Below are 24,240 nucleotides of genomic sequence, written 5' to 3' on the forward strand. Positions count from 1 at the left end.
TTTTGAGGCAATGAGTGCCCGCACGCCTGCCCTTTTGGAGATATTTTCGCCGCCATGAATGCAAAAAACCCACGTCGTTCACTGATACTGCGCCTGCTGGTGGTGGTCATTGTGGCTATTGCCGCCGTGCTGATTTGGCATCACTTTAGCGCTTCACCACCGGCTACGGCTACCGCACCAGGTGCGCGCCATGCAGGTAGCGGCCCAGCGGCCGGTGGCCGACGTGGGGCACCAATGTCACCGGTGCAGGCCGCGACCGTCACGCAGCAGACGGTACCGCGCTATCTTTCCGGGCTGGGCACCGCCACCGCAGCCAACACCGTGACCGTCACCAGCCGGGTTGACGGCCAACTGATGGCAGTCCACTTTACCGAAGGCCAACAGGTCAAGGCTGGCGATCTACTGGTTGAAATCGATCCACGCCCGTTTGAAGTACAACTGACCCAGGCGCTGGGGCAACTGGCCAAAGATCAGGCCACACTCGCCAACGCCCGGCGTGATTTGGCGCGTTATCAGCAACTGGCGAAAACCAATCTGGTCTCGCGCCAGGATCTGGATACCCAACTTTCCTTAGTGCAACAGACAGAAGGGGCGATCAAAGCCGATCAGGGCACGGTCGACAGCGCCAAACTGCAAATCACCTACAGCCGTATCACAGCACCGATCGACGGCCGCGTCGGCCTGAAGCTGGTGGATGTCGGTAATTACATCACCAGCGGCAGCACCACCGGCATTGTGGTGATCACCCAGACTCACCCTATCGACGTGGTGTTTACCCTGCCGGAAGCCAATATCAGCGATTTGATCAAGGCGCAAAAAGCCGGCCCGGTCAGCGTCGAAGCCTGGGATCGCACCAACCAAAGCCAATTGGCGACCGGCTCGCTGCTGAGCCTGGATAACCAAATCGACACCACCACCGGCACCATCAAACTGAAGGCGCGTTTTACCAACGAGGACGACGCACTGTTCCCCAATCAGTTTGTTAACGCTCGGCTGAAAGTGGCAACCTTGCATGATGCGACCGTTATCCCAACCGCGGCGCTGCAAATGGGCAACGAAGGCAACTTCGTCTGGACCCTGAGTGAAGAGAACAAAGTCAACAAACACCTGGTCACTACCGGCATGCAGGACAGCCAGCAGGTGGTGATCAACGCCGGTCTTAACGTCGGCGATCGGGTAGTTACCGACGGTATCGATCGCCTGACTGAAGGCATGCAGGTAGAAGTAGTCACGCCGCAGGCGGCTGCGACAACCTCCAAACCCAGCCATCCACCGCGCGCTCAGGGGAAATCCTGATGCAGGTGATACCACCTAACCCCGGCGGCGGCCCATCCCGCCTGTTTATTCTGCGTCCGGTCGCCACCACATTATTGATGGTGGCTATCCTGCTGGCGGGGATTATCGGCTATCGCGCCCTGCCGGTTTCCGCCCTGCCGGAAGTCGACTATCCGACCATTCAAGTGGTCACGCTGTACCCTGGGGCCAGCCCGGACGTGGTCACTTCTGCCATCACCGCCCCACTGGAACGCCAGTTTGGCCAGATGTCCGGCCTGAAACAGATGGCGTCGCAAAGCTCCGGCGGTGCCTCGGTAGTCACGCTGCAATTCCAGCTTGAACTGCCGCTCGACGTTGCCGAACAGGAAGTGCAGGCGGCGATCAACTCCGCCACCAACCTGTTGCCGAGCGATCTGCCCTACCCGCCGATTTACAGCAAGGTTAACCCCGCCGATCCGCCGATCCTGACGCTGGCCGTAACCTCATCTGCCATGCCGATGACCCAGGTGGAAGACATGGTGGAAACCCGCGTGGCACAGAAGATATCGCAGGTCACCGGCGTCGGACTGGTCACGATTTCCGGCGGTCAGCGACCGGCGGTACGCGTGAAGCTTAATGCGGCAGCCGTCGCCGCCTACGGCCTTGACAGCGAAACCATCCGCACCGCCATCAGCAATGCCAACGTCAACTCCGCCAAAGGCAGCCTGGATGGCCCAACCCGTTCGGTCACGCTGTCCGCCAACGATCAGATGAAGTCCGCCGACGATTACCGCCAACTGATTGTCGCCTACCAAAACGGCGCGGCGATCCGCCTGCAGGATATCGCCACCATCGAACAGGGCGCAGAAAATACCCGGCTGGCTGCCTGGGCCAACAAGCAACCGGCCATTGTGTTGAATATTCAGCGTCAGCCGGGGGTGAATGTGATCACCACAGCCGACAGCATTCGCGAGATGCTGCCAACGCTGATTAAAAGCCTGCCGAAGTCGGTCGACGTCAAGGTACTGACCGATCGCACCACCACCATTCGTGCCTCGGTCAGCGACGTACAGTTCGAACTGCTGCTGGCGGTAGCACTGGTGGTGATGGTGATTTACGTGTTCCTGCGCAACGTGCCGGCCACCATTATTCCGAGCGTCGCGGTACCGCTGTCGCTGATCGGTACCTTCGCCGCCATGTACTTTCTGAACTTTTCGATCAACAACCTGACGCTGATGGCTCTGACCATTGCCACCGGGTTTGTGGTCGATGACGCCATCGTGGTTATCGAGAACATCTCCCGCTACATCGAAAAAGGGGAAAAACCGTTAGATGCGGCGTTGAAAGGCGCCGGTGAAATCGGCTTCACCATTATCTCACTGACCTTCTCGTTGGTGGCGGTGCTGATCCCACTGCTGTTTATGGGTGATATCGTCGGCCGACTGTTCCGTGAGTTTGCCGTGACGCTGGCGGTGGCGATTTTGATTTCCGCCGTGGTTTCGCTGACGCTGACGCCGATGATGTGCGCGCGTATGCTGAGCCACGAATCGTTGCGTAAGCAGAACCGTTTTTCCGCGGCCTCCGAGCGTTTCTTTGATCGGGTCATCGCCCGCTACGGCAAATGGCTGAAAACGGTGCTGAATCATCCCTGGCTGACCCTGGGTGTGGCGTTCAGCACGCTGGTCCTCACCGTGCTGCTGTACCTGTTGATCCCAAAAGGCTTCTTCCCGGTACAGGACAACGGCATTATTCAGGGCACGCTGGAAGCTCCGCAGTCGGTGTCGTTCAGCAATATGGCCGAACGCCAACAACAGGTGGCGGCAGAAATTCTCAAGGACCCGGCGGTGGAAAGCCTGACGTCGTTTGTCGGCGTTGACGGCACCAACGCCACGCTCAACAGTGGCCGGTTGCAGATCAACCTCAAGCCCTTAAGCGAACGCGCAGACCGCATTCCGGCCATCATCACCCGCCTGCAGCAGCAAAGCGCGCAGTTCCCCGGCGTAAAGCTGTATCTGCAGCCGGTGCAGGATCTGACCATCGACACCCAAGTCAGCCGTACCCAATACCAATTCACCCTGCAAGCGATGTCGCTGGACGATCTGAGCCTGTGGGTGCCGCAACTGATGGCGGAGCTGAAACAAACCCCGCAGTTGGCGGACGTGACCAGCAACTGGCAGGATCAGGGGCTGGTCGCCTATGTCAATGTCGATCGCGATTCTGCTTCCCGCCTCGGCATCAGCATGAGCGACGTGGATAATGCGTTGTATAACGCCTTTGGCCAGCGGTTAATTTCCACCATTTACACCCAGGCCAACCAGTACCGCGTAGTGCTGGAACATGACGTCAGCAGCACGCCAGGGTTGGCGGCACTGAATGATATCCGCCTGACCAGCAGCAACGGCACCATAGTGCCGTTGAGCACCATTGCCAAAATAGAGCAGCGCTTCGGGCCACTGTCGGTTAACCATCTGGATCAGTTCCCGGCGGCCACCATCTCCTTTAACGTGGCGGGCAATTATTCGCTCGGTGAAGCGGTCGATGCCATCACCCTGGCGGAAAAAAACCTCAATATGCCAAAAGACATCACCACCCAGTTCCAGGGGGCAACACTGGCGTTCCAGGCAGCGCTGGGCGGCACCCTGTGGCTGATCCTGGCGGCGGTGGTGGCGATGTATATTGTGCTGGGCGTGCTGTATGAGAGCTTTATCCACCCGGTGACCATTCTGTCTACTCTGCCCACCGCCGGGGTCGGTGCCTTGCTGGCGCTGATGCTGGCCGGCAGCGAACTGGACGTGATCGCCATTATCGGCATCATCCTGCTGATCGGTATCGTGAAGAAAAACGCCATCATGATGATCGACTTCGCCCTGGCCGCCGAGCGTGAGCAGGGGATGACGCCGTATGACGCGATTTATCAGGCCTGCCTGCTGCGTTTTAGGCCAATCCTGATGACAACGCTGGCCGCGTTGCTCGGCGCACTGCCGCTGATGCTCAGCACCGGCGTCGGCGCGGAACTACGTCACCCGCTCGGGGTTTGTATGGTCGGCGGGCTGGTGATGAGCCAAATCCTGACGCTGTTCACCACCCCGGTGATCTACCTGCTGTTTGACAAGCTGGCGCGTAACACTCGCCACCAGCCGGATGTGCAGGAGCTGCCGTGAAATTCTTCGCCCTGTTCATCTACCGACCGGTCGCCACCACGCTGCTGACATTAGCCATCGCCATCAGCGGTGTGATTAGCTTCAGCCTGCTGCCGGTTTCCCCGCTGCCGCAGGTCGACTATCCGGTGATTTCGATCAGCGCTTCGCTGCCGGGTGCCGATCCAGAGACCATGGCCTCATCGGTGGCGACGCCGCTGGAACGCGCACTGGGCCGAATTGCCGGGGTCAATGAAATGACCTCAATGAGTTCACTGGGCAGCACGCGAGTGATCCTGCAGTTTGATCTCGACCGTGATATCAACGGGGCCGCACGTGACGTACAGGCGGCAATCAATGCGGCGCAAAGCCTGCTACCTACCGGCATGCCAAGCCGCCCCAGCTACCGTAAGGTCAACCCCTCCGACGCGCCGATCATGATCCTGACGCTGACCTCGGATACTTACAGCCAGGGCCAGCTCTACGACTTTGCCTCTACCCAGTTGGCGCAGAAAATCGCCCAGACTGAAGGAGTGGGTGACGTTTCGGTCGGCGGCAGTTCGCTGCCTGCGGTGCGAGTCGAACTCAACCCAAGCGCCCTGTTCAATCAGGGCATATCGCTCGATGCGGTGCGCCAGACCATCAGCAATGCCAACGTGCGCAGGCCGCAGGGCGCAGTGGAAGACCCTCAGCAACGTTGGCAGCTCCAGGCCAACGACGAGTTGAAAACTGCCGAGGCTTATCGCCCACTGATTATTCACTATAACAACGGCTCGGCGGTGCGCCTGAGCGATGTGGCTGCGGTCAACGATTCGGTGCAGGACGTGCGCAACGCCGGGATGACCGATGCCAAACCGGCGATTATTCTGGCCATCAGCCGGGCTCCGGATGCCAATATCATTGAAACCGTCGATCGCATTCGCGCCGAATTGCCCGCGCTGCAAGACAACATTCCGGCGTCAATACAACTGAATATTGCCCAGGACCGCTCGCCGACCATTCGCGCCTCGCTGGCCGAGGTGGAGCAGTCGCTGGTGATTGCCATTGGGCTGGTGATCCTGGTGGTGTTTATCTTCCTGCGCTCCGGCCGCGCTACGCTGATCCCGGCGGTCGCCGTACCGGTATCGCTGATCGGTTCCTTCACCGCCATGTATCTGTGCGGCTTCAGCCTGAATAACCTGTCGCTGATGGCATTGACCATCGCCACCGGCTTCGTGGTCGACGACGCCATCGTGGTGCTGGAGAACATTTCCCGCCACATTGAGGCCGGCATGAAGCCGGTCAACGCGGCGCTGGTCGGGGTGCGTGAAGTCGGCTTTACCGTGCTGTCGATGAGCGTGTCGCTGGTGGCGGTGTTTATTCCGTTGCTGCTGATGGAGGGCCTGCCGGGCCGTCTGTTCCGCGAGTTTGCCGTGACCCTGTCGGTCTCGATCGGTTTGTCGTTGATTATCTCACTGACGCTAACCCCGATGATGTGTGCCTACCTGCTGCGCCACCAGCCGCCGCGCTCGCAGAGGCGAGTACGCGGCTTCGGTAAAATGTTGTTGGCGTTGCAACAGGGCTACGGTCGCTCGCTGAGCTGGGTGCTTGGCCACTCACGCTGGGTGTTGGCGGTATTTTTAGCCACCATCGCGCTCAACGTGTGGCTGTACGTCAGCATTCCAAAAACCTTTTTCCCGGAGCAGGATACCGGCCGGCTGATGGGCTTTATCCAGGCAGACCAGAGCATTTCCTTCCAGGCGATGCGCGTTAAGCTGGAAGATTTTATGAAGATTGTGCGTGAAGATCCGGATGTGGAAAACGTCACCGGCTTTACCGGGGGGTCACGCACCAACAGCGGCTCGATGTTTATTTCGTTGAAACCCCTGTCGGTACGCAGCGATGATGCGCAAAAAGTGATCGCCCGGCTGCGCGCCAAATTAGCCAAAGAGCCGGGAGCCAGCCTGTTCCTGATGGCGGTACAGGATATCCGCGTCGGCGGTCGGCAGGCTAACGCCAGCTACCAGTATACGCTGCTGGCAGATGACCTCGCCGCGTTACGTGAATGGGAACCGAAGATCCGTACCGCGCTGGCCGCCTTGCCAGAGCTGGCAGACGTCAACTCCGATCAGCAGGACAAAGGGTCGGAGATGGATCTGGTTTACGATCGCGAAACCATGGCCCGGTTGGGTATTTCGGTCTCTGACGCCAACAACCTGCTGAACAACGCCTTCGGTCAGCGCCAAATTTCGGCCATCTATCAGCCGCTCAATCAGTACAAAGTGGTGATGGAAGTCGCCCCCCCCTATACCCAGGACGTGAGTTCGCTGGACAAGATGTTCGTGATCAACAAGGACGGCAAGGCTATTCCCCTGTCCTACTTTGCCCGTTGGCAACCGGCCAATGCACCGCTGTCGGTTAACCATCAGGGGCTATCGGCCGCCTCGACCATCTCGTTTAACCTGCCGGATGGCGGCAGCCTGTCCGATGCCACCGCCGCCGTGGAACGCACCATGACGGCACTCGGCGTCCCCGCCACCGTGCGCGGTGCCTTCGCCGGTACCGCACAGGTGTTCCAGGAAACGCTGAAATCCCAGTTGCTGCTGATCGCCGCTGCCATCGCCACGGTGTATATCGTGCTTGGCATTCTCTACGAAAGCTATATTCACCCGCTGACCATCCTGTCCACCCTGCCCTCTGCCGGCGTGGGGGCGCTGCTGGCGCTGGAGCTATTTGGCGCGCCGTTCAGCCTGATAGCGCTGATTGGCATTATGTTGTTGATCGGTATTGTGAAGAAAAACGCCATCATGATGGTCGACTTTGCCCTGGATGCACAGCGCAACGGCGGCATTAGTGCGCGAGACGCCATTTTCCAGGCATGCCTGCTGCGCTTCAGACCTATCATGATGACCACGCTGGCGGCGCTGTTCGGTGCATTGCCGTTGGTACTGACCCACGGTGACGGCGCAGAATTGCGCCAGCCGCTCGGTATCACCATCGCAGGCGGCCTGATCGTCAGCCAACTGTTGACGCTGTACACCACCCCGGTGATTTACCTGTATTTTGACCGGCTGCAGATGAAGTTCCGTCGCGGCAAGAAACTGGATCCTTTGCCCCAATAATGGCTGATTGATGCTTATAAAACACACTGCTTCAGTACAGTGGCAACTCTGGATTGTGGCGTTCGGCTTCTTTATGCAGACGCTGGACACCACCATCGTCAACACCGCCCTGCCGTCGATGGCTGTCAGCCTGGGGGAGAATCCGCTGCGCATGCAATCGGTGATCGTCTCCTACGTACTGACGGTGGCGGTGATGCTGCCTGCCAGCGGCTGGCTGGCGGATCGGGTTGGCGTGCAGCGGGTGTTCTTCAGTGCCATCGTGCTGTTCACTCTGGGATCGATCCTCTGTGCCCGTTCCGAAACCCTGAATGAGCTGATCGCCTCGCGCGTAGTCCAGGGCATCGGCGGCGCGATGATGGTGCCGGTCGGTCGGCTGACGGTGATGAAAATCGTCCCGCGCGAACAGTATATGGCGGCGATGACCTTTGTTACCCTACCCGGCCAAATCGGCCCGCTAATGGGGCCGGCACTGGGCGGCTTTTTGGTGCAGTACGCCAGTTGGCACTGGATTTTCCTGATCAATATTCCGGTGGGGATCGCCGGGGCCATCGCCACACTGCTGCTGATGCCCAACTACCGCATGCAGACCCGGCGCTTCGACATCAGCGGTTTTATCATGCTGGCTATCGGTATGGCGACGTTGACGCTGGCGCTTGACGGCCACAAGGGAATGGGGTTGTCGGCCACCGCCATCGGCGGCCTGGTGGTAGCTGGCGTAGCGGCGCTGGCCGGTTACTGGTGGCATGCTCACGGCAACAACCGGGCGCTGTTCTCACTGCGGTTGTTCAAAACCCAGACCTATAAAGTTGGGTTGACGGCCAGCCTGCTGGGCCGTATCGGCAGCGGCATGTTGCCGTTTATGACGCCGCTGTTTATGCAGGTCGGCATGGGGTTTTCCCCGTTCCACGCCGGGTTGATGATGATCCCGATGATTATTGGCAGCATGGGGATGAAGCGCATCGTGGTGCGAGTGGTTAACCGTTTCGGTTACCGCAACGTGCTGGTGGCCGCAACGCTGATGCTGGCGTTGATCAGCCTGAGTTTTCCACTGGTCGCCATGCTCGGCTGGATCTGGCTGTTGCCGGTGGTATTGTTCTTCCAGGGCATGGTCAACTCGCTACGCTTCTCGGCCATGAATACCCTGACGCTGAAAGATTTGCCTGATCGGCTTGCCAGCAGCGGCAACAGCCTGCTGTCGATGGTGATGCAACTGTCGATGAGCCTTGGCGTCAGCATCGCCGGTATTCTGATCGGCAGCTTTGCCCATCAGCAGGTGATCACCGACAGCCCGGCGATTCACAGCACCTTTATTTACAGCTACTGCTGCATGGCGTTAATCATCGCCCTGCCTGCGCTAGCCTTCGCCCGTGTCCCGGCCGATACCACGACTAACCGTACGCTGACCAAAGAGCCGGGGACCGGCTCCACGAGGTTGCAATGAAAATAGGCATTACCGGTAAACTGTTCATGGCGATCTTCGCCACCTGCATGCTGGTGCTCATCACCATGCATTGGGGTGTGCGTGTCAGTTTCGAACGCGGTTTTATCGACTACATCAAGAACAGCAACGAACAACGTATCAACATGCTGGGTGAAGCGCTGGAAGAACAATATAGCCGCCACGGCAACTGGGTCTTTCTGCGCAATAACGATCAGGTGGTTTACCAGATCATGCGTTCGTTCGAACAGAACAGCGACAGCAGCCACAATCTGCCGCCCAAGGGCTGGCGCACCCAATTCTGGGTGGTAGACAGCCAGTTTAACCGGCTGGTTGGGCATTCTGGCCCGCTGCCGAAGGAAGGCCCGCGCCATCCGATCCGCTACAACAATGAAATTGTCGGCTGGGTGATCACCACCCCGGTTGAGAGGTTGACGCGCAATACCGACATCAACTTCGACCAACAGCAAAGGCGCACCAGTTGGATGATTGTCGCCCTCTCCACGCTGTTGGCAGCGGCGGTGACCTGGCTGATGTCGCGCGGGTTACTGGCGCCGGTCAAACGCCTGGTAGCAGGTACTCATCGGCTGGCCGCGGGGGATTTCGGCACCCGCGTGGCCGTCAGCAGCCAGGATGAACTGGGGCGACTGGCGCAGGACTTTAACCAGCTCGCCACCTCACTGGAAAAAAATGAACAGATGCGGCGCGCCGTGATGGCCGACGTCTCGCACGAATTACGTACCCCGCTGGCGGTGTTGCGCGGCGAACTTGAAGCCTTGCAAGACGGCGTGCGCCAACCCACCCCGGCCTCACTCAGCTCATTGCTGGCAGAAGTCACCACCCTGACCAAGCTGGTAGATGACCTGCACCAACTGTCGTTATCCGATCTCGGCGCGCTCGCTTACCGTAAATCACCAGTCGACTGTGTGCACTTGCTGCAAATTGCAGTCGCCAGCTTCCGCGACCGGTTCCGCGCCAAAGGGCTGGAAATCGTGACTCTGTTGCCTGAACAGGCACCGCTGTTTGGCGATCCGGACAGGCTTAATCAGCTATTTAACAACCTGTTGGAAAACAGTCTGCGTTATACCGACGCCGGCGGTAAGCTGGAAATCGGTGCAGAGCCGTTGCCGGGCCGCCTGCGGATTTACTGGCAGGACAGCGCGCCGGGTGTCAATGATGAGCAACTGGCACGCATTTTCGAACGCTTCTACCGTACCGAAGGTTCGCGTAATCGTGCCAGCGGCGGCTCCGGACTGGGGCTGTCGATCTGTCAAAACATAGTGGAAGCACACAACGGGACGATCTACGCACAGCACTCGCCTTTGGGCGGCGTGCGGATTACAGTAGAATTCGCCATCCCGGTAATGAATAAGGCGTCATGATGGAAACCCAGAACCAGCCGTTGCAAATTATGATTGTTGAAGACGAACCCAAACTTGGCCAACTGCTGGTGGACTACCTGCAGGCCGCAGGGTACGCCACGCGCTGGCTGACCAATGGCAGCGAAGTCGTGCCGGCAGTGCATGAACGAGCCCCCGCACTGATCCTGCTGGATCTGATGCTGCCGGGCTCCGATGGGCTGACCGTCTGCCGCGAACTACGCCGCTTTACCGACATTCCTGTGGTGATGGTGACAGCGAAAATTGAAGAAATTGATCGCCTGCTGGGGCTGGAAATCGGCGCAGATGATTACATCTGCAAACCTTACAGCCCACGTGAAGTGGTCGCCCGGGTGAAAACCATTTTGCGCCGTTGCTACCGCCCGCTGGATAATACGCAGGAAGAAACCCAGCTTCATATTGATGAGCCGCGCTTTCAGGCCAGCTATCAGGGCCAAATGCTGGATCTCACCCCTGCGGAATTCCGCCTGCTGAAAACGCTGGCCAGCCAGCCGGGCAACGTGTTCTCACGCGAGCAACTGCTGAATAATCTGTATGACGACTACCGGGTGGTGACCGACCGCACTATCGACAGCCATATCAAAAACCTGCGGCGCAAGCTGGAGCTGATCGACGGCGAAAAATCCTTTATCCGCTCGGTGTATGGCGTGGGTTACCGCTGGGAAGCCGAAGCCTGTCGGCTGGTGAATGGGCTGTAACCGGTTCTAGGTCCAGTCTTCGACCCTCAGCCCCGGCACCATGGCGAACGCCTTATCATTAGTCACTATTGTCGCACCACGGCTCTGCGCGTGTGCGGCAATAAGCTGCTCCAAAGCCCCCATTACTCGCCCCTTTTTCGCCATATCCGCCCGCATAGTTCCGTAGCAATGCGCGGCTTCCCGGTCCCAGGCATACACCGTCACGGAATCCAGGAATGCCGCCACGGTCGCTTTCAGCGCCAAACTTTGCCGCTTGGCTACGCCATACAACAATTCCGCCTCCGTGATACTGGAAATACAGACCGCAGACGGTGGGATCTTTTCCATTACACGCAATAAGCGGGGATGCCGACGGAACAGTTGGCTGACCGTATTGGTATCAAACATGTACATGCTTACTCTTCCTCGCCGAACGGATCGCGGATGGCGATCCCCTGTTGACGATCCTCAGCCACCAGGAAGTCCTGCGGCACCTGAGTTTGCTCGATCATCTGCAGCAGTGGAGCCCAACTGTCAGGTTTTGCCGGATACTTTGATAAAATCACGTTTCCCTCCCGATCGCGGCGGATATACACACGATCTGTATCAAATTCGAATTCCACGGGTAATCTCACCGCTTGATTTCTGCCGTTTTTAAACAGCTTCGCGACTCTTTCCATTTTCATCTCCTCTGACAGGCATAGGCCAAAGCATGTGCCTGTTGAGCTTCGATGCCAAGATGCTGTGCTTGTTTTTTGAACGCCAATGACGCAGCGAGCCAACCTTAACGTGGCGTGACCGTCGGTGAAATACTGCCCTGGCAAAAATGCGGCCAGCTGCGCAGACTTTCTGCGCATCACAATCCCCCATTAGCTTCTCGTGCTGCAGCACTATCCGCTGGTTAAAACTCAACGCCAGCGCAAAAAAATCGCCTGTTTTTTGCGCTATGGTGCGCAAGTCATGTTTATTAGCCGCCCAATTTCAAGCTATTGGCTACACTTACATCACTTATCGGAACCCACAGGAGAGGAACCATGGCAATCGGTCACTATGAGCTGAAAAAAGCAAAGAATGGACAGTACCACTTCAACCTGAAAGCCAGTAATGGTGAAATTATTCTGGCCAGTGAGATGTACGCCAGCAAGGCCTCGGCGGAAAATGGCATTGCCTCAGTGCAAACCAATTCCCCTCATGAAGCGCAGTACGAACTGAAACACAGCACCAGCAATCAGCCTTACTTTGTACTGAAAGCCAAGAACCATCAGGTGATCGGCGTCAGTGAAATGTACAGCTCTGAAACAGCAGCAAAAAACGGTATTCAGTCGGTGATCAAGAACGGCCCGAGCACCGATGTGCGCGATTTGAGCGCATAACTTCATCTGGGCGACGCGCGATGGCTGCCATCGCGCGTTTTTCTTATGACCAGGATCAATCTCCCTGTAATAAATCCGGTTACCTGCTGATTTCTTGCCACGCTGCCGCTACAATCCCCCGCTTTTACTGCGCCATTTGGGGCGCGTTATACCCACTGGCTTTCATACGGCAGCTAGGCGGCTAGTTCGTGAGTCTCCAGGAGCTTGGTAGACCAAGTGATTGGGGTGAACGAATGCAGCCAACAACGCTGCAGTTAGAAAGACAGAGGTATACTGACCTGAAATCAGACCGAGACTCATTATGTTTACACCGGAACTCCTCTCCCCGGCCGGCACGCTGAAAAACATGCGTTACGCCTTTGCCTATGGGGCCGACGCCGTTTATGCCGGCCAACCGCGTTACAGCCTGCGGGTGCGCAACAACGAATTCAATCATGAGAACCTGGCGCAGGGGATCAACGAAGCCCACGCACTGGGCAAAAAATTCTACGTAGTGGTGAATATCGCCCCGCACAACGCCAAGTTAAAAACCTTCCTGCGCGATCTTAAACCGGTGATCGACATGGGCCCGGACGCGCTGATCATGTCCGATCCCGGCCTGATCATGATGGTGCGCGAAGCCTTCCCGCAGATGGACATTCATTTGTCGGTACAGGCGAATGCGGTTAACTGGGCAACGGTGAAGTTCTGGCAGCAAATGGGGCTGACGCGAGTGATCCTGTCGCGCGAACTGTCACTGGAAGAGATCGCCGAGATCCGCGCCCAGGTACCTGAGATGGAGCTAGAAATCTTTGTTCATGGTGCGCTGTGCATGGCCTACTCCGGCCGCTGCCTGCTGTCCGGTTATATCAACAAGCGCGACCCTAATCAGGGTACCTGCACCAATGCCTGCCGCTGGCAGTACAAGGCGGAAGAAGGCAAAGAGGACGAGACCGGCAACATCGTGCATATGCATGAGCCGATCCCGGTGCAGACCGTCGAACCGACATTGGGTATCGGTGCGCCAACCGACAAAGTGTTCATGCTGTCCGAAGCGCAAAAGCCGGATGAATACATGAGCGCCTTTGAGGATGAACACGGCACCTACATCATGAACTCGAAGGATTTACGCGCCATCCAGCACGTAGAACGTCTGACTCAGCTCGGCGTGCATTCGCTGAAAATCGAAGGCCGTACCAAATCCTTCTACTACTGCGCACGCACTGCGCAAGTTTATCGCCGAGCCATTGATGACGCGGTCGCGGGCAAACCATTCGATCCCACCCTGCTCACCACACTGGAAGGTTTGGCGCACCGGGGTTACACCGAAGGTTTCCTGCGTCGCCATGTGCATGAAGCCCAGCAAAACTATGATTACGGTTCCTCACTGTCTGAACGCCAGCAGTTTGTCGGTGAATTCACCGGCGTCCGGCGTGACGGTTGGGCAGAAGTGGATGTGAAAAACAAGTTTATGGTCGGTGATGGCGTAGAGATGATGACTCCCGGTGGTAACGTGTTGTTTACCCTGGAGAGCATGCAGAATAAAAAAGGTGAAGCGATCGATGTGGCGCCAGGCAACGGGCATATCGTCTATTTGCCGATCCCGCATGATATCGATCTCAATTACGCGTTACTGATCCGCAATTTGCCTGATACCAATAGTCCGGCGGTGTGAAAATTCCGCTCGCTATCTTTAAGTGGTGATTTTTAGCAAATATTAGAATTGGATCACATCAATTAGTCCGCAGCTTGGTTAATATCAGGCTGCTTAAAACTAAGAACGAAAAATATTTGCATAGCAATACTAGGAACCACCTCCTTAGCCGGTCCAATCTCCCTTGGACTGGCTTTTTCTTTGGTTTCAACCACCTATCCGCTCGGGTATCGCTAATATAACCAGCCATTTTTTTAACACATTATTTAAATCTATTTTTAAAAACACCTTCCCTCACAGCGATATAAATACCATGCTACAACGGTTAATTAATTCATTAACAAAAAACGCTAACTCATCTGCGGCGTATATCTCAGATTAAGTCAATTATGTAGGAATTATCTCTGCCCAACGGCATCTACCCAGAATTAACTGAATATTCTGATGGCCTGCCGCGGGTGGGTAGTTTATCGTTGCTCATTATCTGTTTACCGCAGGGAGAGACCGGGAATGCATCCACCAGCACCAGCGCTTCTTATCATTAATGGCAAAGGCGCCGGCAACGAAGAGGTTCGCCTTGCAGTCCAGAAGTTGCGGGATGAGGGCCAAACTCTGCACGTTCGCGTCACCTGGGAGCATGGAGATGCTGCACGGTATGTGCAGGAAGCCTGCCAACTGGGTGTGGCCACGCTGATTGCCGGCGGCGGCGATGGCACCATCAACGAAGTGGCCGCAGCATTGGCAACCTTACCGACCAAGGGCCGGCCGGTATTGGGCATTCTGCCGTTGGGCACGGCCAACGACTTCGCCATGGCCTGCAATATCCCGCTGATGCCGGAACAGGCGCTGCGGTTGGCGGTCAAAGGCCGTGCCGTGCCGATAGATCTGGCAAAAGTAAACGATCATCGCTATTTCATCAATATGGCGACCGGCGGTTTTGGTACCCGAATCACGACCGAGACCCCGGAAAAACTGAAGGCCGTGTTAGGCGGTGTGTCCTACTTTATTCATGGCTTACTGCGCATGGATACGCTCAAGGCCGATCGCTGCGAGATCCGTGGGCCGGATTTCCATTGGTCCGGCGACGCGCTGGTGATTGGCATCGGTAACGGCAAACAAGCCGGTGGCGGGCAGCAGTTATGCCCGGACGCACTGATCAACGATGGCTTGCTGCAACTGCGTCTGTTGATCGCTGATGAGTTGCTGCCGGCGTTAGTGGCCAGCCTGTTTAGCGATGAAGAAAACAAAAACGTGATCGGTGCTGCGCTGCCGTGGCTGGAAATCGATGCGCCCCATGAGATGGCTTTTAATCTCGACGGCGAACCGCTCAAGGGCACTCATTTCCGTATTGAAGTGCTGCCCAACGCCATCGAATGCCGCCTGCCACCCAACTGTGGATTACTGGGCCAACCTCAGTCCTCTAAATAGTTCCCCACAGCGCCCACCAGCACAGGTTGGGCGCTGTTTGCTATAAGGGCAACCCGTCCGCCTTTGCCTTGCCTCCGCTGCTCCCTTTTCTGCGACAAAATGTGATCCTCTCCGGCAAATTCATTAAATCATACTTGTATGGTAGTTGGTTCATGGCGTATTTTTCGTCCATTATGATGACCCGTGGGAACAGGATTAGACCTATGAAAATTATCAACGCAGAGGTTTTTGTTACCTGCCCAGGCAGGAACTTTGTCACGCTTAAGATCACCACTGACGAGGGGATTACCGGTATCGGCGACGCAACCCTTAACGGCCGCGAGTTGCCGGTGGCGTCCTACCTGAAAGATCACGTCTGTCCGCAATTGATCGGTCGTGATGCCCACCAGATCGAAGACATCTGGCAGTTCTTCTATAAAGGCGCTTACTGGCGGCGCGGCCCGGTGACCATGTCCGCCATTTCCGCCGTAGACATGGCGCTGTGGGATATCAAAGGCAAGGCCGCCAACATGCCGCTGTATCAGTTACTGGGCGGCGCATCACGTACTGGTGTGATGGTTTACTGCCACACCACCGGCCATTCTATCGACGAAGTGCTCGACGACTACGCCAAACATAAAGAGTTGGGCTTTAAAGCCATTCGTGCCCAGTGTGGCGTGCCGGGCATGAAAACCACCTATGGCATGGCCAAGGGCAAAGGGTTGGCTTATGAACCCGCCACCAAGGGCAACTGGCCGGAAGAACAGCTGTGGTCAACGGAGAAATACCTCGATTTCACCCCCAAACTGTTTGAAGCCGTGCGCAACCGCTTTGGTTTTGACGAGCACTTGCTGCACGACATGCACCACCGGCTGACCCCGATCGAGGCCGCACGCTTCGGCAAAAGCGTTGAGCAATACCGCCTGTTCTGGATGGAAGACCCCACGCCTGCGGAGAATCAGGAATGTTTCCGCCTGATCCGCCAGCACACCGTCACGCCAATCGCCGTCGGCGAGGTGTTTAACAGCATCTGGGATTGCAAACAGCTGATTGAAGAGCAGCTGATCGACTATATCCGCACTACCCTGACCCACGCCGGTGGCATTACCGGCATGCGCCGTATTGCCGACTTTGCCTCGCTGTATCAGGTGCGCACCGGCTCGCACGGCCCCTCCGATCTGTCGCCTATCTGCATGGCAGCGGCGCTGCATTTCGATCTGTGGGTGCCGAACTTTGGCGTGCAGGAATACATGGGTTACTCCGAACAAATGCTCGAGGTGTTCCCCCATAGCTGGAGCTTTAACGACGGCTATATGCACCCGGGCAATAAACCGGGGCTGGGCATTGAGTTCAACGAAAAACTGGCCGCCCGTTATCCGTACGAACCGGCTTACCTGCCGGTCGCACGCCTGGAGGATGGCACCCTATGGAACTGGTAACAGGAGAACGCACCATGCAAAGCGTGGTCATTGAACAGCCCGGCCTGCTGGCTATCCAGCAGCGCCCTCTGCCGCAGCCGGCCGCTAATGAAGTGCGGGTAAAGGTTAAATTTGCCGGTATCTGCGGTTCTGACGTGCATATTTATCATGGCCATAATCCTTTCGCCCGCTACCCGCGTGTGATCGGTCATGAGTTTTTTGGCGTGATTGATCAGGTGGGCAGCGATGTCGCCCCGCAGCGGATCGGCGAACGCGTTTCGGTCGATCCGGTGGTCAGTTGCGGCCATTGCTACCCTTGCTCTATAGGCCGCCCCAACGTCTGTACCGAACTGCAGGTAATAGGTGTGCACCGCGACGGTGGCTTCAGTGACTATGCCTGTGCCCCGGCGCGCAACGCCTACCGCATTCCGGACAGTATCAGCGATCGCCACGCCGCCATGGTCGAACCCTTCACCATTGCCGCCAATATCACCGCCCATCTGCAGCCCAATGCCGCTGATATCGCGCTTGTCTACGGCGCAGGGCCGATGGGGCTGACGGTGATCCAAACGCTGAAAGGCGTCTACGGCGTGAAGCAGGTGATCGTCACCGATCGCATCAAGGAACGACTGGAGATGGCGCAGGAAAACGGGGCCGACTGGACATTCAACAATGCCGAAGCGTCGCTGCCCGCCGAACTGGAACGACGCGGCATCCGCCCGACGCTGATCGTCGACGCCGCCTGCCATCCAGCCATTTTGCAGGAGGCGATCAACCTGGCGTCCCCGGCGGCACGCATCGGCATCATGGGGTTCTCCGGCGATGCCTGCACCGTTACTCAACACAGCATCACCAGTAAAGAGCTGTCGATTTTCTCCTCACGTCTCAACAGCGCGCGCTTCCCGCAGGTCATCGAGTGGATGGCCAGCGGGAAAATCGACCCACAGAAGTTAATTACTCACTGCGTGCCGGCCGCCGAGGTTGAACAGGCGATGTTAATGTTCGAAAAAGATCAGCGCACCTGCTGCAAGGTGCTGTTGCAATTCGATTGATTACTCTACCAGGGCCAGGAGCTGCAGGAAGCGGCCCTCTCCAACCATGAAGCATCGCGATTAAAACAACATCAAGTGGAGTGCTTTTATGTTTAAAAACCTGCGTTGGACCATCGTATTCCTGCTGTTTATGGTTTACATGATCAACTACCTCGACCGCGTCGCGCTATCGATTACCGTACCTATGATCGAAAAGGATCTGATGTTGAATGCCGAGCAGTTCGGCATCATCTTCGGCAGCTTCTTCTTCGGTTATGCCATCTTTAACTTTATCGGCGGACTGGCGGTAGACAAATTCGGCCCGACATTAGTACTCGGCATTGCCGTCGGCCTGTGGTCGATTTTCTGCGGCATGACGGCATTAGCCACCGGCTTCTATTCCATGCTGATCCTGCGCGTGCTATTCGGCATGGCCGAAGGGCCAATCTGCGCCTCCGCCAATAAAATGATCAACGGCTGGTTCCCGAAGAAACAGGCGGCGACCGCCATGGGCCTGCTCAGTGCCGGTTCCCCTTTGGGCGGTGCCGTCGCCGGGCCGATCGTCGGCTACCTGGCATTGGCATTTGGCTGGCGACCGGCGTTTATGGTCATCTGTTCGATCGGTATCATCTGGATGCTGGTGTGGTTCTTCGTGGTGGCAGATAACCCGGCGAAAAGCAAACGCGTCGGTGATGAAGAGCTGGCGCTGATTAACCAGATGAAGGAAGAGACTCACAGCGCCGAAGAAGAGCTGAGCAATGCCGCGCACGGGCTGGGTTACTACCTGAAGCAGCCGATCATCCTGGTCACCGCGTTCGCCTTCTTCTGCTACAACTACATCCTGTTCTTCTTCCTGAGCTGGTTCCCGTCCTATCTGGTGCAGGCGCATAACCTGAACATCAAGGAAATGAGCCTCACCACCATGATCCCGTGGATTGTCGGCTTTGTCGGCCTGGCGCTCGGTGGCTATATCTCCGATAAAATTTTCAATATCACCGGCAAGCTGCTGCTGTCGCGCAAGATTGTGCTGGTCACCAGCCTGCTGGCGGCGGCCATCTGTGTGGCACTGGCGGGTACCGTCAGCAGCGTAGTGCCGGCGGTGATGCTGATGTCGGTATCGATCTTCTTCCTGTACATCACCGGGGCGATTTACTGGGCAATTATCCAGGACGTGGTGCATAAATCCCGGGTCGGTGGCGCCAGTGGCTTTATCCATTTGGTGGGCAGCGTTTCCGGCATCATTGGCCCGGTCGTAACCGGCTACATCGTGCAAAACACCGGCAAGTTCGACAGCGCCTTTATGCTGGCAGGTGGCGTGGCCGCGCTCGGGGCCGTGTTGGTACTGCTGGTGATCAAGGCACCGCGCAATACCGCACAACCACAAATATCAAAACCCTAACCTGCCCGGGGCGGCCAACGTCGCCCCGCTTTCAGTCCCCACGTTCAGGAACTTCAGCATGACACTTTCCAGCATCAGCGTGCTGCCGACGGCGGTTGCGCAGCCGGGTTACGCTCGCGAAAGGATTAAACCGCGCATCGTGCATCTGGGTTTTGGCGCGTTTTTCCGCGCACATCAGGCGGTATATACCGAACAGTTGGCTAACGAGCACGCCAGCGACTGGGGTTACTGCGTGATCAGCATGCACAACGGCCGGCAAAAAATCGCCGACCTACAACGCCAGGATTTGCTGTATACGGTCGCAGAAATGGACGGCGACGGCTGGCATGGTCAGAGGATCGGCGTCATCAGGCAGGCGCTGCACTTGCAGGTCGACGGGCTGGAAGCCGTGCTTGAAGCCATGGCGCAACCGGAGATTGCCATCGTTTCACTGACCATCAGCGAGAAAGGCTACTGCTATCAGCCCGCCAGCGGCCAGTTGTTGGCAGAGCATCCGGATATTCAGCACGACATCGCCCACCCGCTGCATCCGCGATCGGCCCCCGGCCTGATCCTGGCCGCGCTGCGGCTACGCCGGGCACGGGGCCTGCCGGCGTTTGCCGTAATGTCCTGCGATAACATGCCGGCCAACGGTCAGGTAACCCGCAACGTACTCAGCCAACTGGCACTGCGACAGGATACGGATCTGGCGGCGTGGGTCACACAGCAGGTCGCATTTCCATCAACCATGGTCGACCGCATTGTTCCGGCAGTCACCGCGGAAACGCTGCAACACATCGAGGATTTACTAGGTGGCATCGCCGATCCGGTCGCTGTCGCCTGCGAACCCTTCCGCCAATGGGTGATCGAAGATCACTTTCCGCAGGGACGCCCGGCATGGGAAAAGGCCGGTGCTGAGCTGGTCAGCGACGTACTGCCATACGAGGAAATGAAGCTGCGGATGCTCAACGGCAGCCACTCGTTTCTCGCTTATCTGGGCTATTTGGCCGGTTATGCGCATATCAGCGACTGCATGCAGTATGCGTATTTCGTTAAAGCCGCACGCCACCTGATGCTGGCGGAGCAAGCACCGACGCTGCAGGTTCGTGAGCTGGATCTGACGCACTACGCAGATTCATTACTGGCCCGTTACCGCAATACGGCACTAAAGCACCGTACCTGGCAGATCGCCATGGACGGCACGCAAAAACTGCCGCAGCGCATGTTGGACTCCATTCGTTGGCATCTGGCGCACGGCAGCGATTTTAGCTGTCTGGCTTTAGGCGTCGCCGGTTGGATGCGTTACGTCGGCGGCAAGGATGAACAGGGTCAGCCTATTGAGATCAGCGATCCTTTAAGTGAACGCCTCGCCAACTTGGTCGGCAACAGTCGCGAAGGCCCGGAACGGGTGCTGGCCCTGTTGCAGCTCGATGTGGTCTTTGGTCAGGATCTGCCGGCCAATCACAGCTTCGTCAACACCGTCACCCATGCCTATCAGGCGCTGTTAGCTCATGGTGCCAGGGCCACCGTGGCCGCTCTGCCCATCAACGGATACTAACCGGGAGAATTCTGATGTCTGCAACCCCACATGAAGTCGTTACCAACGACAATCAACCGTTATTACGGCGTGTCGCCAGCGCTTCGGCGATAGGCACGGCAGCCGAGTACTACGACTTTTTCGCTTATGGCACCGCTGCGGTGCTGTTTTTCGGACAACTGTTTTTCCCCAGCGCTGATCCGCTGATCAGTACACTGGCAGCCTTCGCCACCTACGCGGTCGGTTTCCTGGCCCGCCCACTGGGCGGTATCGTATTCGGCCACATCGGTGACAAAGTTGGCCGCAAGAAAGCGTTGGTGATCACCATTTTGATTGTCGGCCTCGGCACCTTTTGCATCGGTCTGCTGCCAACCTATGAAAAAATCGGCATCTGGGCGCCCATCGCCCTGATCCTGATCCGCGTACTGCAAGGTTTCGGCGTCGGTGGCGAACAGGCTGGCGCGGTGCTGATGACCGCAGAATACTCACCACCACAGCGCCGTGGTTTCTACGCCAGTTGGGTGCAGATCGGCGCGCCGGCCGGTTTCCTGCTGCCCTCGGGGCTGTTCGCCCTGTTGACCGCGCTGCTGACGCCGACACAAATGCTGGACTGGGGCTGGCGTATTCCGTTCCTGCTCAGCCTGCTGCTGGTGATCGTCGGGTTATTCATTCGCCTGAAAATCGACGAATCGCCGGTATTTAACCAAATCCGCGCCACCAAGGCAGTTGAAAGCCGACCGGTGGTGGAAGTGGTTCGCACCTACCCTGGCCTGATCGGCAAAGGGGTGTGCGCCAAGCTGATTGAGGCCTGTGCCTTCGCCATGTTCACGGTGATCGTGCTGGCCTACGGCAAGGCCAATCATCTGAATGAAAGCATTCTGCTGGAAGCGATGATAGTCGCGGTGCTGCTGGAAATATTCGCCATCCCGCTGATGGGCCACCTTTCCGATCGACTGGGGCGTAAACCCGTGTATATCGCCGGTGCGCTGCTGCAGGTGATCTGCATAGTGCCGTTCTTTATGGCGATAAACCTCGACAGCTACTGGATAACCCAAATCGCCATGATTCTGGTATTAACCCTCGGCCACAGCATGTGCTATGCCCCACAGGCCTCCTTCTTCCCTGAGCTGTTCCCGACTCGCGTACGCTGCAGCGGCATTGCGTTAATCTGGCAGATTGGTTCGCTGATCGGCAGCGGCATCCTCGGATTGCTGGCGGTGAAGATCCTGCAGATGACCGGTGGTCATTATTACGGCCTTGCGGGATACATGATGGTATTGGGGGTAATTTCGGCCATCGGCTTGAGCCTGATGCCTGAGACCGCACCGCAACGGCGTCGACAGGAATACCAGGACTGGCATCATTGAGTTGTCCCGTTCGGCGGGTGGATTTATCCACCCGCCATCAGACAATAATCTGCTAGTATGGTGGCATCCGAATCCCAGCCAGATGACCGATCGTCTCCATGTCTGAATCCTACAGCCTCACCAATAGCCTTCCGGTTAATCAGCAAATCTACCGTTTCCTGCGTAAGGACATCGTCGACTGCACCATTCCCCCCGGCACGCTGTTGTCAGAGAAAGAGATTTCCACCCGCTTTAGCGTTTCACGCCAACCGGTGCGCGAAGCCTTTATCAAGCTGGCGGAGGCCGGACTGGTGCAGATCCTGCCGCAGCGCGGGACTTTCGTGATGAAGATTTCGGCCAAACGGGTAGCCGATGGGCGTTTTATCCGTCAGGCCGTAGAATGCGCTGTTGTACGTCGCGCGGCGGAACGCATCACACCGGAACAGTTGATGACGCTGGAGCATAATTTGCATCGTCAGGAGCTGGCCGCACAGAACAAGCAGACACGTGAGTTCCTGGCGCTGGACGATGAGTTCCACCAGTTGCTCACTCAGTTTGCCGAATGCCCACTGGCCTGGGAGACCATCGAAACCATCAAGGCCACCATGGACCGGGTGCGTTTTCTCAGCCTGAGCGAAGTCTCGCCACCGGAAAGCCTGCTCCAGCAGCATTACCGCATTTTTGCCGCGCTGAAGGCGCAGGATGCCGATGCCGCCGAGCGCGCCATCCATGAGCACCTGCAAGAAATGATCTACTCTATTACCCCCATCGCTTTGCAGAATACCGAGTGGTTCGACGCCGAATAGTCAAGCACTGACCTTCAAGGGGGCGATCGCCCCCCGCTATTTGGCTTCCCAAATGGCATTTCCTCTCAATCGCATCTATTGTTTCTCCTTGCTATCAGGATTTCATTACTATCGTTTTCACAGCTTCAATCACCGCTTTTTACTACGCCGGTGAATAAATATCCCCTATGGTTTTTATTGTCGGTGTATGAAGAAGCTAATCAGGAGACAATCATGACTGATATTGCGCAGTTGTTAGGAAAGGAAGCGGAAGACCTGTTGCAACACCGCTGTACTACCATCCCTGCTGAGAATCTGTACCTGCCGGGCGCCGACTTTGTCGACCGGATCATGATCGATAATAACCGTCCCAACACTGTTCTGCGTTCGATGCAAAACCTGCTCAACCACGGCCGCCTGGCCGGCACCGGTTACCTGTCGATTCTGCCGGTCGATCAGGGTATTGAGCACTCCGCCGGCGCGTCTTTCGCCGCCAACCCGCTGTACTTTGATCCGAAAAACATCGTCGAACTGGCCATTGAGGCCGGCTGTAACTGCGTCGCCTCGACTTACGGCGTGCTGGCATCAGTATCGCGCCGCTATGCCCACAAAATTCCGTTCCTGGTCAAACTGAACCATAACGAAACCCTGAGCTATCCGACCCAATACGACCAGACCCTGTATGCCAGCGTCGAGCAGGCCTTCAACATGGGTGCCGTCGCGGTCGGTGCCACCATTTACTTTGGTTCCGAACAGTCACGCCGCCAGATTGAAGAGATCTCGAGCGCCTTCGAGCGCGCCCACGAACTGGGTATGGTCACCGTGCTGTGGGCTTATCTGCGTAATCCGGCGTTTACCAAAGACGGCGTGGATTATCATTCCAGCGCCGATCTCACCGGCCAGGCCAACCATATTGCCGCCACCATCGGTGCCGATATCGTTAAGCAGAAAATGGCGGAAAACAATGGCGGTTACCGCGCGGTGAAATTCGGTTATACCGACGACCGCGTCTACAGCAAGCTGACTACCGATCACCCGATCGATCTGGTGCGTTACCAGTTGGCCAACTGCTATATGGGACGCGCCGGGTTGATTAACTCCGGCGGGGCCGCCGGTGAAAACGATCTGCAGGAATCGGTGCGCACCGCGGTCATCAACAAGCGCGCAGGTGGCATGGGACTGATTCTGGGGCGTAAAGCGTTCAAGAAATCGATGAAAGAAGGTGTCGCGCTGATCAACGCGGTTCAGGACACCTATCTGGATAAGAAAGTCACCATCGCCTGATCCCGTCACTCGCAAAATCTGTTACCTCCAGCCCGGTTCGC

At 57.2% G+C, this 24,240-nt stretch carries 18 protein-coding genes; 16 read left to right on the plus strand and 2 right to left on the minus strand.

The window, feature by feature from the left end; genetic code table 11:
- The first annotated feature begins 54 nt into the window (after positions 1-54).
- From F8R23_RS17835 to baeR, 6 genes are read left to right on the plus strand one after another with little or no spacing between them, the layout of a single operon-like run.
- Positions 55-1,296, plus strand: coding sequence for an MdtA/MuxA family multidrug efflux RND transporter periplasmic adaptor subunit (locus F8R23_RS17835; protein ID WP_129936410.1), 1,242 nt, complete (start codon positions 55-57; stop codon positions 1,294-1,296).
- Complete coding sequence (locus F8R23_RS17840) at positions 1,296-4,415, plus strand: MdtB/MuxB family multidrug efflux RND transporter permease subunit (protein ID WP_129938987.1); 3,120 nt, start codon at positions 1,296-1,298, stop codon at positions 4,413-4,415. The genes F8R23_RS17835 and F8R23_RS17840 overlap by 1 nt, the downstream gene beginning before the upstream one ends.
- Entirely contained in the window at positions 4,412-7,492 is a 3,081-nt protein-coding gene (gene mdtC, locus F8R23_RS17845; RefSeq protein ID WP_151415864.1) for a multidrug efflux RND transporter permease subunit MdtC, read from the plus strand. The genes F8R23_RS17840 and mdtC overlap by 4 nt, the downstream gene beginning before the upstream one ends.
- Before the next feature lie 10 nt (positions 7,493-7,502).
- Positions 7,503-8,933, plus strand: coding sequence for an MFS transporter (gene mdtD, locus F8R23_RS17850; RefSeq protein ID WP_129936413.1), 1,431 nt, complete (start codon positions 7,503-7,505; stop codon positions 8,931-8,933).
- Positions 8,930-10,312 carry an envelope stress sensor histidine kinase BaeS gene (gene baeS, locus F8R23_RS17855; protein ID WP_112348661.1) on the plus strand — a complete coding sequence of 461 codons (1,383 nt, stop codon included), beginning with the start codon at positions 8,930-8,932 and terminating at the stop codon, positions 10,310-10,312. The genes mdtD and baeS overlap by 4 nt, the downstream gene beginning before the upstream one ends.
- On the plus strand, positions 10,312-11,028 hold the full coding sequence (gene baeR, locus F8R23_RS17860; protein WP_112348660.1) for an envelope stress response regulator BaeR: 717 nt from the start codon (positions 10,312-10,314) through the stop codon (positions 11,026-11,028). The genes baeS and baeR overlap by 1 nt, the downstream gene beginning before the upstream one ends.
- A gap of 6 nt (positions 11,029-11,034) precedes the next feature.
- On the opposite strand, the gene F8R23_RS17865 is transcribed toward baeR, so the two are convergent.
- On the minus strand, positions 11,035-11,421 hold the full coding sequence (locus F8R23_RS17865) for a type II toxin-antitoxin system VapC family toxin (protein ID WP_129936414.1): 387 nt from the start codon (positions 11,419-11,421) through the stop codon (positions 11,035-11,037).
- A gap of 2 nt (positions 11,422-11,423) precedes the next feature.
- A complete protein-coding gene (locus tag F8R23_RS17870; protein WP_112348659.1) occupies positions 11,424-11,687 on the minus strand; it encodes an antitoxin in 264 nt (87 codons plus the stop codon).
- A gap of 354 nt (positions 11,688-12,041) precedes the next feature.
- Between F8R23_RS17870 and F8R23_RS17875 the strand changes: the two genes are divergently transcribed.
- The 10 genes from F8R23_RS17875 to fbaB all read left to right on the plus strand — a co-directional run bounded on the left by F8R23_RS17875 (position 12,042) and on the right by fbaB (position 24,199).
- Positions 12,042-12,380, plus strand: a complete 339-nt coding sequence (locus F8R23_RS17875; protein ID WP_099062617.1) for a YegP family protein — start codon at positions 12,042-12,044, stop codon at positions 12,378-12,380.
- A 301-nt stretch (positions 12,381-12,681) separates the two neighbouring features.
- Positions 12,682-14,034, plus strand: a complete 1,353-nt coding sequence (gene trhP / locus F8R23_RS17880) for a prephenate-dependent tRNA uridine(34) hydroxylase TrhP (protein WP_129936415.1) — start codon at positions 12,682-12,684, stop codon at positions 14,032-14,034.
- 489 nt (positions 14,035-14,523) lie between these two features.
- On the plus strand, positions 14,524-15,441 hold the full coding sequence (yegS, locus tag F8R23_RS17885; RefSeq protein ID WP_129936416.1) for a lipid kinase YegS: 918 nt from the start codon (positions 14,524-14,526) through the stop codon (positions 15,439-15,441).
- 203 nt (positions 15,442-15,644) lie between these two features.
- Positions 15,645-16,859 carry a D-mannonate dehydratase ManD gene (manD, locus tag F8R23_RS17890; protein WP_085118175.1) on the plus strand — a complete coding sequence of 405 codons (1,215 nt, stop codon included), beginning with the start codon at positions 15,645-15,647 and terminating at the stop codon, positions 16,857-16,859.
- Between the two features lie 14 nt (positions 16,860-16,873).
- Positions 16,874-17,890, plus strand: a complete 1,017-nt coding sequence (locus tag F8R23_RS17895; RefSeq protein ID WP_112348656.1) for a Zn-dependent oxidoreductase — start codon at positions 16,874-16,876, stop codon at positions 17,888-17,890.
- Between the two features lie 88 nt (positions 17,891-17,978).
- On the plus strand, positions 17,979-19,268 hold the full coding sequence (locus F8R23_RS17900; RefSeq protein WP_112348655.1) for an MFS transporter: 1,290 nt from the start codon (positions 17,979-17,981) through the stop codon (positions 19,266-19,268).
- Between the two features lie 58 nt (positions 19,269-19,326).
- Positions 19,327-20,805: a mannitol dehydrogenase family protein gene (locus F8R23_RS17905; protein WP_129936418.1), complete on the plus strand. Its 1,479-nt coding sequence runs from the start codon at positions 19,327-19,329 to the stop codon at positions 20,803-20,805.
- Between the two features lie 14 nt (positions 20,806-20,819).
- Positions 20,820-22,151 (plus strand): MFS transporter, encoded by a 1,332-nt coding sequence (locus F8R23_RS17910; protein WP_112348653.1) that lies wholly within the window; start codon positions 20,820-20,822, stop codon positions 22,149-22,151.
- 98 nt (positions 22,152-22,249) lie between these two features.
- Positions 22,250-22,936 (plus strand): GntR family transcriptional regulator, encoded by a 687-nt coding sequence (locus tag F8R23_RS17915; RefSeq protein WP_129936419.1) that lies wholly within the window; start codon positions 22,250-22,252, stop codon positions 22,934-22,936.
- 213 nt (positions 22,937-23,149) lie between these two features.
- A complete protein-coding gene (gene fbaB / locus F8R23_RS17920; protein ID WP_085118187.1) occupies positions 23,150-24,199 on the plus strand; it encodes a class I fructose-bisphosphate aldolase in 1,050 nt (349 codons plus the stop codon).
- The last annotated feature ends 41 nt before the right edge of the window (positions 24,200-24,240 follow it).

It is taken from the genome of Serratia proteamaculans (genome assembly GCF_008830365.1).
Taxonomy (GTDB): domain Bacteria; phylum Pseudomonadota; class Gammaproteobacteria; order Enterobacterales; family Enterobacteriaceae; genus Serratia; species Serratia proteamaculans.